Here is a 12,090-nt window from a genome sequence, read left to right on the forward strand (position 1 = left end):
CTAGTGCGGGCTGTCAGGGCCGGATAATCGGTGTGCTCTCAGGCGTCGGAGAGGTGTGCGATGGTGGCGGTGGCCCGGCGCTGGGCAGCCTGCGGCACGTCGCTGATGATGTCGGCGAGGAAGCCGAAGCGGCGGAGCCACTGGCTGCTTTGGCGTTCCGGCCGGGCGTTGGCCTTCTTCCACCAGTCGGCGATGTCGCCCCAGCCCGGCGCGGCCAGCGAACCGCCCACCTCCTGCACGGCCAGGGAGGCGCAAAGGTTCGCGAAGCGGAGCCGGTTCCCCAGCGGCCAGCCCGCGAGGCTGCCCACAATGAAGGCCGCATCAAAGCAATCGCCGGCGCCGGTGGGATCGAAAGCGGTCACCGGCAGCGACGGCACCCACTCTTCCTCCCCCGTTTCGGAGTCCACGGCCATGGCACCCTGCGGGCCGAGCGTCACCACAGCCACAGGCACCCGGTCCGAAAGGGCGTACAGCGCGGACCACGGGTTGTCCTTCCCCGTAAAGGCCATGGCCTCGCGCTGGTTGGGCAGGAACGCGTGGAAGTACTGCAGGTTCTCCAGCCGGACCGCCGCCCACTCGCCGCTGGGATCCCAGCCCACGTCGCCGAACAGCTTCACGCCGCCCTGGTGCGCGGCCTTGGCCCACGGTTCAATTTCGACGCCGAGCTCGGCAATGCCCGCGAGCGCAGCGGGTGGCGGGCCAATGAGTTCGGACGCCGTCACGGGAGCCGGGTGGCCATGTGTCACCAGGGCGCGGTCCTGCTGGACGCAGAGCGAAACGGTGACCGGCGAATGCCACCCTGGCACGCGGCGGCTCAGGCTGAGGTCCACGTGTTCCTGGCCGGCGAGGATCTTCCAGTTGTAGTCACCGTAACCGTCGTCCCCAAATGCGGCAGCAAGCCCGGTTTTCAGGCCCAGCCTCGCCGCAGCAATGGCCTGGTTCGCGACTCCGCCGGGGCAGCTGCCCATACCCTCGCTCCAGATTTCCGTGCCGGGCTCGGGTGCATGCTTCAACCCCGTGAAGATGATGTCCTGGAAAACGGTGCCTGCCAGGATGAGGTCGAAGCCGCCGTTGGACTTCGTTCGGACGGACGCGAGCGGATCGAAGCGGCGGTCCGGGTTGGCGTCCATGTCCGGCAGACTACGCCCTGCCGCCGCGCTGCGGTAGGGGCGCGGCCGCCGTCGCCCTAGACTGCTGGCTATGCGGCTCATGATTGCCGGTGGCGGCGGATTCCGCGTGCCCCTTGTCTACCGGGCGCTGTCCTCGGGCCCTTTCGCCGGGCTGGTCAGCGAACTGGTGCTGTTCGACGTCGACCCCGCCCGCCTCAGTGCCATCGCCGCGGTCGTGCGAGCCATGCCCGACGGCGGAGCTTCCGCGGGCGGTGCTTCCGCCGGGGCGGGCGCGCATGCCCCGCCGCCCGCCGTCCGCACCACCACGTCCCTGCCGGACGCACTGCGCGGGACGGACCTGGTATTCGCGGCGATCCGGCCCGGCGGCACGGCCGGCCGGATCGCCGACGAACGGGTGGCCCAGGATCTTGGCCTGCTCGGCCAGGAGACCACCGGCGCCGGCGGCATCTCCTACGCCCTGCGGACCATCCCGGAAATGCTGCACCTGGCACGGCAGATGCAGGAACTCTGCCCGGACGCGGGGCTGATCAACTTCACCAACCCCGCCGGCATGGTCACCGAGGCACTCGTGCCCATCCTGGGCCGGAAGGTCATCGGAATCTGTGATTCCGCGGGCGGGCTGGTGCACCGGGCGGCCCGGGCGGCCGGCCTGTCGCTGCCGGACGGCAGGCTCGACGGCGTGGGCTACTACGGGCTGAACCACCTGGGCTGGCTGTACCGGCTGGAGTCTGAGGGCCGCGATCTGCTGCCGGGGCTGCTCGCCGACCCGGCTGCCCTGGCCTCCTTCGAGGAAGGCCGGCTCTTTCCCCAGCCGTTCCTGGCGCAGCTCGGCGCCCTGCCCAATGAATACCTTTATTATTACTACCAACGGGACACCGCAGCCGCAGCCATGCGGGCCATGGCCGTCACCCGAGGCGAATCCATCCACCACCAGCAGGCCGAGCTGTACCCCCGGCTCGCCTCGGCAGGCACGGACGCCTACCGGCTGTGGGACGCTGCCCGGCGCTCCCGCGAGGAAGGCTACCTCGCGGAGGCGCGGACCCCTGGTGAGCAACGCGACGAAGCCGACCTCGCCGGCGGCGGCTACGAACGCGTCGCCCTGGCCGTGATGCGCGCGCTGGCGGGGGAGTCAGCCCTGGCGGGCGGCACCCAACTCATCCTCAACACACCCAACACCCTTCCGGTCAATCCCGCCGCGCCTGGAGAAGCCCCGCCGCAGCCGGCCGTCCCGGGATTGCCGGCGGATGCCGTCGTCGAGGTCCCGTGCACTGTAACGCCCGACGGCGCGGTGCCGCTTCCACAGTCGGCCCCCGGACCGGAGCAACTTGCCTTGCTGCGCCGGGTCAAGGAGGTGGAGCAGCTCACCGTCCGGGCCGCGACGCGCGGCGACCGGCAGGCCGCCGTCGACGCCTTCAGCCGGCATCCGCTGGTGGACTCACCGCATCTGGGCCCGGCGTTACTGACCGGCTACGAGCGCGTGTTCCCGGCACTGGGTGCACTGTGGCGGCAGGAGTAGTGTTTTACCGAGTGGACAACAGCCGGGGCGGACGACGCACCGGGGGCGGGAAGGGGAAGCCATGACACTGATCCGCAGGGTCGCGTTACTCTCCCTCCACACCTCCCCCATGGAACAGCCCGGTTCCGGCGACGCCGGCGGGATGAACGTCTACATCCGCGAACTGGCCTCTGCCCTGGCCGAAAGCGGGGTGGAAGTGGAGATCTTCACGCGGTCCACCTCAGCCCGGCAGCCCGCCGTCGAGCATCCCAGCCCCGGCGTCTGCGTCCACAACGTGATGGCCGGACCTGCGCGGAAAATCCCCAAGGAAGAACTGCCCGCGCTGCTGCACAGCATGGTGGCCAAGATCGACGAGATCCGCCGGGAGCAGCTGCACGGCCGGTACGACGTCATCCACTCGCATTACTGGGTGTCCGGGATCGCCGGACTGGAACTATCCGAGCTCTGGGGCGTGCCGCTGATCCACACCATGCACACGATGGCCAAGGTCAAGAACCTGCTGCTGCAGCCCGGCGAGCAGCCCGAGCCGCGGCGGCGCGAAGAGGGCGAGCACCGGATCGTCGACGGCGCGGCCCGCCTGATCGCCAACACAAGCACCGAAGCCACCGAACTTGTGTCCCATTACGGCGCCGATCCCGACCGGATCGATGTGGCGCCGCCGGGCGTGGACCTCAACACCTTCACGCCTGCCTTCCGGGCGCGGTCCCGGGCGGGGCGCGGTGTGCCGCCGGAGACGTTCCACCTGCTTTTCGCCGGCAGGATCCAGCGGCTCAAAGGACCGCAGGTCCTGCTTAAGGCCGCAGCCCTGCTGCGTAAACGGCGGCCGGAGATCGATCTGCGGCTCACCATCCTGGGGGCATTAAGCGGCAACAAAGACTTCAACCTCCGGCACCTGATCACGGAGTCCGGATTGCACGACGTCGTGACGCACCTTCCGCCGGTCAGCGCGAGTGATCTGGCGTCCTGGTTCAGGGCGGCGGACGTTGTGGCGATGCCTTCCTACAGCGAGTCGTTCGGGTTGGTGGCCATTGAGGCGCAGGCCTGCGGTACCCCCGTGGTGGGCACCCGGGTGGGTGGACTGTCCCGGGCCATCTGCCATGGCCGGACCGGGCTACTGGTGGAGGGGCACCATGCCAAAGACTGGGCGGACGCCCTCGAAGCCATGTACGACGATCCGGACACCCGCGCCGATATGGGGCGGGCCGCGGCCATCCGGGCGGAGAACCTGGGCTGGAACCGCACGGCCGCCATCACGCTGGAGACCTACCACACCGCCGTCGAGCAGCAACTGGCAAGCCGGCTGGCCCCCGCCGTTCCCGGTCTCGCTGCTGCGGCGGCCGCAGCTGTCGCGGCACCCTAAGGAGCTCGAATGACTGGCCTGATTCCCCTGACTGACCTCGAGATCGCACGGCAGGCCACCATCAGGCCCATCGGCGACATTGCGGCCGCGGCAGGCATCAACGCCGAAGCCTTGGAACTTTACGGCCGGTACAAGGCCAAGGTTGATCCGTCGCTCCTCACGGCACCGGCGCCCGCGGGGAAGGTGGTGCTCGTGTCCGCGATGTCGCCCACCCCGGCCGGGGAGGGCAAGTCCACCACCACCGTGGGGCTGGCCGATTCGCTGGCCAGGGCTGGCCACAGGGTCATGATCGCGCTGCGGGAACCGTCGCTCGGGCCCGTCCTGGGGATGAAGGGCGGCGCCACCGGGGGCGGCTACTCGCAGGTGCTGCCGATGGACGAGATCAACCTGCATTTCACGGGTGACTTCCACGCCGTCACCTCGGCGAATAACGCCCTGATGGCGCTCGTGGACAACCACATCTACCAGGGCAACGAGCTGAACATCGATCCCCGTCGGATGACGTTCAAGCGAGTGCTGGATATGAATGACAGGTCACTGCGCGAGGTGATCATCGGCCTGGGCGGGCCCACGCAGGGTGTGCCGCGGCAGGACGGCTTCGACATCACGGTGGCCTCGGAAATCATGGCCGTCTTCTGCCTGGCCACGGATCTGGCCGACCTCCGCGAGCGGCTGGGCCGGATCACGTTCGGCTACACCTATGCCAGGGTTCCGGTCACCGTGGCAGACCTCGGCGTCCAGGGCGCGCTGACCCTGCTCCTGAAGGAAGCCATCAAGCCGAACCTGGTGCAGACCATCGCCGGCACGCCCGCCCTGGTGCACGGCGGTCCGTTCGCCAACATCGCGCACGGCTGCAACTCGCTGATCGCCACCCAGACCGCCCGGCGGCTCGCGGACATCGTGGTCACGGAGGCAGGCTTCGGCGCCGACCTGGGCGCGGAAAAGTACATGGACATCAAGGCACGGATGGCTGACGTGGCGCCGTCCGCCGTCGTGGTTGTAGCCACCGTCCGCGCGCTGAAGATGCACGGCGGCGTGCCCAAGGACCGGCTCACGGAGCCTGACCTCGACGCGCTGCAGGCGGGCGTCGCAAATCTCCGGCGGCACGTGCACAACGTGGAGAAGTTCGGGGTGGCGCCGGTGGTGGCCATCAACAGGTTCTCGTCCGACACTGATGAGGAACTGAACTGGCTGCTGGAGTGGTGCGCCGCCGAAGGTGTGCAGGCGGCGGTTGCCGATGTTTGGGGACGTGGCGGCGGCGGGGACGGCGGCGACGAACTGGCCGCGAGAGTCGCTGCGGCGGTTGTGGCGCCCAACAGCTTCAAGCACCTGTATCCGCTTGACCTGCCTGTGGAGGAGAAGATCCGGACCATCGCGCAGGAGATCTACGGCGCCGACGGCGTGGACTTCTCCGTCCCGGCCCTGAAACGCCTCGCTGACATTGAGAAGAACGGCTGGCAGGGGCTGCCGGTCTGCATGGCCAAGACCCAGTACTCCTTCACCGACGACGCCTCCCGCCTCGGCGCCCCCAAGGGATTCACCATCCACGTCCGCGACCTCATCCCCAAGACGGGGGCAGGCTTCATCGTGGCGCTCACCGGCGCTGTCATGACCATGCCAGGACTGCCCGTCAGCCCGGCTGCCATGCGCATGGACGTGGACGACGCCGGCAACCCCGTAGGCCTCTCCTAAGCCCGCCCGCAGACGCTGACTCACAACCAGCTTGACGTAGAGGGGTTTTTCACCAACGCTCTCTCACTTAACGCGGGTTCCCACGTCGAAGTGGTCGGCGCCCTGGCACCGAAGGCGGACATCCTGGTCTACTTCGCCCCGAACACCGACGCCGGCTTCCTCGACGCGATTATCAACGCCTCCCACGCGACCCCGGCACCTGCCTCCATTAGCATCAGCTGGGGCCAGAACGAGGACGCCTGGACCGCCCAGGCACGGACTGCGTTCGACCAGGCCCTGGCCGACGCCACGGCACTGGGCGTGACCGTCACGGCAGCGGCCGGCGACAACGGCAGCACCGACGGGGTAACAGACGGCAAAGACCACGCGGATTTTTCCGGCCTCCAGCCCGCACGTACTGGCGTGCGGCGGCACACAAACCTGCTCCGAAGCCCACACCAGGGAGTCATGGCCGCGGCCGGCTGGGATCCCTGCACCGGGCTCGGCAACCCCGACGGGACGGCCCTGCTCGCGGCGATCAAATCGGGCTTCTAAGCCTGCGGCCCGGGGCATTGGTTTACCGAGCGAAAGAATTTGCTAAGCATGCTTGCCTTGTGTCCTGTTCCTGTCGCTATTTAGAATGTGAGAGGCATTTCCGTCCACGCCACATATACGAAGGAGACTCTCATGTTGCTCTGGATAGCCGTCGTTATCGCTGTTCTCTGGCTTCTTGGCCTGCTCGCCAACATCGGCGGCGGGTTCATTCACCTGCTTTTAGTCGTTGCCGTGGTCATCCTGATCTTCCACTTCGTCCGTGGCAGGTCCCGCGCCTAAACAGGTCGCAGTACGGCGGCGAACGTCACCTCCTCGAGGCCCGGATCCGTCGCGCTGGGAGACGATACCGGCCCACCCGGCCGCCCCGCTTGCGCGAAACATAGATCACCACGGTGCTCAGCACAACGAGCCCGCCAGCGGAGACCGCTGCGGCGAGGTTTCTGGCGAGCAGGTCACGAAGGGCGCGCCCCGGCACGTAAACGGCAAAACCGAAGGCCACGGCAATGCCGATGTGGCTGCCCACCCTGTTTCCGAGGTGCGATCGGATATCGCGGCGGATGTCACTGACGAGGGCCAGCCACGCCATCCACCGGTACCAGAACTGCGCTTAAACCATGACGCTCCCCCACCGAAGTGAGGGAGCGTCTGGTAAAAACCCAGGCTCCGTGAGAGAGCGTCCGGGGTGCGGCGAGGGTTAGCGCTCCAGGTCACCACGGATGAAGGCCTCAACCTTTTCACGGGCGAGGTCGTCGTTGAACTGCTCCGGCGGGGATTTCATGAAGTAGCTCGAGGCGGAGAGCAGCGGGCCGCCGATGCCGCGGTCCAGGCCGATCTTGGCGGCGCGGATGGCGTCGATGATTACGCCGGCGGAGTTGGGTGAGTCCCAGACCTCCAGCTTGTATTCCAGGGACACGGGGGCGTCGCCGAAGTTGCGGCCTTCGAGGCGGACGAAAGCCCACTTGCGGTCGTCCAGCCACTGGACGTAGTCGGACGGGCCGATGTGGACGTCGCGGGGCGCGATGTCGGCCTCAACGTTGGACGTCACGGCCTGGGTCTTGGAGATCTTCTTGGACTCGAGGCGGTCGCGCTCAAGCATGTTCTTGAAGTCCATGTTGCCGCCGACGTTCAGCTGGTAGGTGCGGTCCAGCGTGACGCCGCGGTCTTCGAAGAGCTTGGCCATGACACGGTGCGTGATGGTGGCACCGATCTGGCTCTTGATGTCATCGCCCACGATCGGGACACCGGCAGCGGTGAACTTGTCAGCCCAGGCCTTGGTGCCGGCGAGGAAAACGGGGAGGGCGTTGACGAAGGCAACACCGGCGTCAATGGCAGCCTGCGCGTAGAACTCGGCCGCTTCCTGGGACCCGACGGGCAGGTAGCAGACCATAACGTCAGCCTTGGCGTCCTTGAGGGCCTGGACAATGTCCACGGGCTCTTCGGTGGACTGCTCGATGGTCTCGAGGTAGTACCTGCCGAGGCCGTCAAGGGTATGGCCGCGCTGGACGGTCACGCCGGTGGGCGGAACGTCGGCGATCTTGATGGTGTTGTTCTCGCTGGCCAGGATGGCATCGGCGAGGTCAACACCCACCTTCTTGCCGTCCACATCAAAAGCGGCAACAAACTGGACATCATTGACGTGGTACTTGCCGAACTCCACGTGCATCAGACCCGGGATCGTGGCCTGGGGATCGGCGTCGCGGTAGTACTGCACACCCTGGACGAGCGAGGCGGCGCAGTTACCTACACCAACAATGGCAACACGAATCGGATTTGCAGACACGGAACTCCTTTGAAGACAACCTCAGCCGCCAGGACGGTCAACACCGGAAAATACGACGGCGGCGTGCTGGCAGTGCGCCAATCGGCGCTTTATCATCTTACCCAACCAAGCAGGGGCCTGGATTGTTCCCGGCCCCTGCTTGCCGGAGCATCATAAAGATTACTTCTGCTTCCAGAGGTTGATGTCGGATTCCACCGCGAACTCGTCGATGGCAGACAGTTCGTCGTCCCCGAAGTGGAGGTTGTTGACGGCAGCGAGGCTGTCTTCCAACTGCCGGACGCTGGACGCGCCGACCAGTGCTGAGGTCACGGCGGACCCTTTGCCCTGTTCTCGGAGGATCCAGGCGATCGCCATTTGTGCGAGCGTCTGGCCCCGGCCCTCGGCAATCCGGTGGAGCCCGCGCACCCGGTCCAGATTTTCGTCCGTGATCATGCGTTCGTCCAGCGACTTGTCCTGCGCTGCCCGCGAATCCGCGGGGATACCGTCGAGGTAGCGGCTGGTCAGCATCCCCTGGGCGAGCGGTGAGAAGGCGATGGACCCCGCCCCCACCTGTTCAAGTGCCTCGTACAGGTTAGGCGAGTCGTTTTCGGTCCAGCGGTTCAGCATGGAGTAGCTCGGCTGGTGGATCAGCAGCGGCGTACCCAGTTCCTTGAGGATCCGGGCCGCCTCGAGGGTCTGCTCCGGGGTGTAGGAAGAAATGCCGGCGTAGAGCGCCTTGCCGGACCGGACGGCATGGTCCAGGGCTCCCATCGTCTCTTCCAGCGGCGTTTCCGGGTCCGGACGGTGGCTGTAGAAGATGTCCACATAGTCCAGGCCCATGCGCGTCAGCGACTGATCCAGGCTGGCCAGCAGGTATTTGCGGGAGCCCCAGTTGCCGTACGGCCCGGGCCACATGTCATAGCCGGCCTTGCTGGAGATGATGAGTTCGTCCCGGTACGGCCTGAAGTCATCGGCAAAGTGGCGGCCAAAGTTGGTCTCGGCTGTGCCGTAGGGCGGCCCGTAGTTGTTGGCGAGGTCGAAGTGGGTGACGCCGAGGTCGAAGGCACGGCGCAGGATGTCGCGCTGCACGTCGAACGGTTTGTCGTCACCGAAGTTGTGCCAAAGTCCCAGTGAGATGGCCGGGAGCTTCAGGCCGCTGCGTCCGACGCGGCGGTAGGGCATGGATTCATAGCGGTTTTCCGCGGCTGAATAAGTCATGCGTTCCATCCTGCCATCTGTGACGCACGCGACAGGACCTCGGTCCGCCGATCACGTGGAAATCAAGGCGTTCCGGGCCGTCTCGTACGCAGCAGTCGACAGGTAATTGGAGTGAGTCGCGACTTCCTCCATGTAACCGCTGGGCTCGATCTCCTCAGCAATGCGGTCCCGCTGCCCCGGGCCGGTGCAGAAGGAGTCGATGGGAAAGCCCAAATAGTCGGTGCGCCGCCAGATATTGATCCAGTGATCCTCGCCTCGCGTGGGTTCCTCGTTGCCCCAGTCCCCGTTGAGCAGGGACGCGAGTGAGTATTTTTCGTACGCGGTAACCTGCGGGTGGTTGGACAGGGCGAAATCCCGGGCGACCTGTCGTGTCCACGGATCTGCTGCGCCTAATGCGGGGCCCAAGGAGGGCGCTGTACTGAGCACGGCAGGACCCAGCAACTCGGGAAAGAACCGCCCAAAGTAGGACCGGAGCTGTACTCCGTAAGTGAGGAGTCGGATCCGCGTAAAGTCTAGGTCCGGCGCCGTTGCCTTCAGATGAAACAAAGCAGCAATGGCTAGAACAGCGCCGAGGCTGTGTGCCGAAAGCACTATCTGGGCGCCCATTCGGTTTGCCGGCCGTATCCATTCAGCCATCCTGTCGCTGAGTTCCGGTACTACCCGTTCGCCGTAGCAAGGCGGCGCAAATGGATGCGCCGCCCGGGGAAGAAAACAGATGATGTCCCAAATGAGCGACAGCGGCCGGTCCTTGGACGAGGCCGCGTTTCCAATGGCGAGGCCCAGCACAAGGATTGCACCTGCCACAACCCCCCAGCCTGCAAGTTTCAGGTCCACGAATGCGGCAAGGTCATAGAGCCATGCGTGCAGTGCAGAATCGCTGACGGTGCGGCTTCGAGCCGTGCTGGCGGCCAGGCTGACGGTCACGGCCAACCACACAAGGAGTACCACGATCCAGATGGCAGGTTCACCGCGCTGGGCCAAGGATGACCATCTCTGCCTGTCTGCCACCCTTTGCAGGCGCGGTTCAAGCGATTCGGGCGCCCTGCGGGGTTTAAATTCTCCAGGCTCGCCAGGAGGCATCCCAACGCCAGAGTCATAGGCTCGCGGGTAAGCAATAATATGGCGTTTGAACAAATTGACGCCGGCCCAGAGGACAACCACCACGGAAGCAACCACGATGGCTACCAGCAGGACACCCGCAAACATCCGGTATGACGTCGGGACAGTTAACTCTCCCAGCGCGGCGCTCTCGGTCACCGATCGCCACACCGGATTTTGCTCCAGAACTTGGCTGATTATTCGCGGACTCCTCAGGAACTCGGCCACTCCCACCACAAGGCTCCCGCTGAGGAAAGACGCAAACATGACCGCCAGGAACATGAATACCCCTGGTCCAAAGCCGAACCATCCTTCGTGTTCGAAATCGGCAAGGCTTCGCCGGCGCACTCGGACGATGTCTACGGCCAGAACAAGCCCGGCGCCCAGTGGCAGTAGGAGGATGAGGTCGGTTGCCGGGATGAGCGACCATGCCAGCAGGGATACGGTGGAAATGGAGATCAATACGAACGCCCTGGCCGCCGGCACCCCTGAACGCGTAACGGCAGCCGAAAGGCTCAAGATGGTCAACAGCGCCAGCAACACAAGAGGCGCCGCACGAGTGCCCGAGAAACCCCTGGTAACGAAAGCATCCGGGGTCGCGAAATAAGCCACGCTGAGTGTTCCGGCCAAATGCAGGACGACGGCCACCATGACTAAGGCCGCGGCCCGCTTTCGCCGGAGCGCAGTTGAGACTGGTGCGCGGACCTCCGATGACCACGCCACCACAATGACCGCGACCATCAGCAGCAGAACGCCGCCTGTGACGAGGAGCGCCATCTCGACTGTGCGTTCCCCGGCGCGGCGCAACGGTTCCGTGAGGCAGACGAGGTCGAACGACCGGCCTGGGTCACCGCAGACGGGGGACCGCAGGGCTGCGACCGCATCCGCATTAATCAGCAGCGCGACGAATGCGAAGCATGCCGCGATGTGAAGGACTCCTGTGGACGAAGAAACAAACCTTCGATCCCAGAACCCGGAGGCGGCCAGAATGGGAAGTTTGACGGCGCCGGCTGCAGCTTCCACGGAGCTGCGGGCTTCGAGTCGAAGTGTACGTCTTCGGTACTTGGCGTTGGACAAAAGGGAAATGGTGAACAGGAGTCCCATTCCCAGCAACGGCACTGAGGCCATAACGGTATGGCGCTGCCCCCGGGTCAGGTTCCGAAGTAGGTCAGCAGGGCCAGGAAGTTGGCTGCATACCGACACCCCTGGCACACCCTCAAGGTGGCGGAAGCACTGCACCGCCAGCAGGTCGAAGGCCACCGTGCACAGCGCTGCGGTGTAGAACACACTTAGAAGCAGGGCGAACAGCCGTACCGTTCCCGCCCCGTTTCCTGCGGCGAGTTGGCTGCCTCCCTTGGGACCGTCCTTTTGTAGTCTGCGCGCCCAGTAGGCCGCATTCGCAAGACCAAATGGCAAGAGCAGAAACCATGCCAGATTGCTTGCAACAACCCCGACCTTGCCAAAAATGCTGGCAACCGGCGAATTACGAGCCAATTTCCCCCAGCTGTAGGCCTCCACGAGGGTCGGTCCGGGAGAGGGTGCCTTTGCAGTAAAGAAACCGCCGAGCTCGTCGCCCTGGACCCGGTCAACGTCTGCGACTTCGCACTGGAGGAGCTCGTGCGGCGGCGTATTGCGGATGCCATGGATCCGCAGTTCAAGCGTGGCCGGGACCTTCGGCGTGCCATCCACACTGTCACCCATGACGGCCTCCATCGCCCGCACCATGCCGCCGAGCCGTACATCACGGCTGGCCAGTAAGCGCATGGTACGCCCGGGTAACTCC

The 12,090-nt window shown here is 65.7% G+C and carries 10 protein-coding genes; 5 read left to right on the forward strand and 5 right to left on the reverse strand.

What is annotated here, in order from left to right:
• Window positions 1–38 precede the first annotated feature (38 nt).
• Window positions 39–1,130: a carbohydrate kinase family protein gene (locus tag ABIB27_RS04130; protein ID WP_354253544.1), complete on the reverse strand. Its 1,092-nt coding sequence runs from the start codon at window positions 1,128–1,130 to the stop codon at window positions 39–41.
• Between the two features lie 70 nt (window positions 1,131–1,200).
• Between ABIB27_RS04130 and ABIB27_RS04135 the strand changes: the two genes are divergently transcribed.
• From ABIB27_RS04135 to ABIB27_RS04155, 5 genes are all read left to right on the forward strand, one after another.
• Window positions 1,201–2,646, forward strand: a complete 1,446-nt coding sequence (locus ABIB27_RS04135; RefSeq protein ID WP_354253545.1) for a family 4 glycosyl hydrolase — start codon at window positions 1,201–1,203, stop codon at window positions 2,644–2,646.
• Window positions 2,647–2,707: 61 nt separating this feature from the next.
• Entirely contained in the window at window positions 2,708–4,006 is a 1,299-nt protein-coding gene (mshA, locus tag ABIB27_RS04140; RefSeq protein WP_354215502.1) for a D-inositol-3-phosphate glycosyltransferase, read from the forward strand.
• 9 nt (window positions 4,007–4,015) lie between these two features.
• Complete coding sequence (locus ABIB27_RS04145; protein WP_354215503.1) at window positions 4,016–5,698, forward strand: formate--tetrahydrofolate ligase; 1,683 nt, start codon at window positions 4,016–4,018, stop codon at window positions 5,696–5,698.
• A gap of 90 nt (window positions 5,699–5,788) precedes the next feature.
• A complete protein-coding gene (locus ABIB27_RS04150; RefSeq protein WP_354215504.1) occupies window positions 5,789–6,232 on the forward strand; it encodes a S8/S53 family peptidase in 444 nt (147 codons plus the stop codon).
• A gap of 132 nt (window positions 6,233–6,364) precedes the next feature.
• On the forward strand, window positions 6,365–6,511 hold the full coding sequence (locus ABIB27_RS04155; RefSeq protein ID WP_354215505.1) for a lmo0937 family membrane protein: 147 nt from the start codon (window positions 6,365–6,367) through the stop codon (window positions 6,509–6,511).
• Window positions 6,512–6,536: 25 nt separating this feature from the next.
• Here the strand turns inward: ABIB27_RS04155 and ABIB27_RS04160 are convergent, their stop codons facing one another.
• The 4 genes from ABIB27_RS04160 to ABIB27_RS04175 form a co-directional block, all read right to left on the reverse strand.
• Window positions 6,537–6,818 carry a DUF2306 domain-containing protein gene (locus tag ABIB27_RS04160; RefSeq protein ID WP_354215506.1) on the reverse strand — a complete coding sequence of 94 codons (282 nt, stop codon included), beginning with the start codon at window positions 6,816–6,818 and terminating at the stop codon, window positions 6,537–6,539.
• A 108-nt stretch (window positions 6,819–6,926) separates the two neighbouring features.
• On the reverse strand, window positions 6,927–8,012 hold the full coding sequence (locus ABIB27_RS04165) for an inositol-3-phosphate synthase (protein WP_354215507.1): 1,086 nt from the start codon (window positions 8,010–8,012) through the stop codon (window positions 6,927–6,929).
• A gap of 159 nt (window positions 8,013–8,171) precedes the next feature.
• On the reverse strand, window positions 8,172–9,209 hold the full coding sequence (mgrA, locus tag ABIB27_RS04170; protein ID WP_354253546.1) for an L-glyceraldehyde 3-phosphate reductase: 1,038 nt from the start codon (window positions 9,207–9,209) through the stop codon (window positions 8,172–8,174).
• 51 nt (window positions 9,210–9,260) lie between these two features.
• Window positions 9,261–12,008, reverse strand: coding sequence for a hypothetical protein (locus ABIB27_RS04175; RefSeq protein WP_354253547.1), 2,748 nt, complete (start codon window positions 12,006–12,008; stop codon window positions 9,261–9,263).
• Window positions 12,009–12,090: the final 82 nt, after the last annotated feature.

The organism is Arthrobacter sp. UYEF21, from assembly GCF_040546085.1.
In the GTDB taxonomy this organism is placed as follows: domain Bacteria; phylum Actinomycetota; class Actinomycetes; order Actinomycetales; family Micrococcaceae; genus Arthrobacter.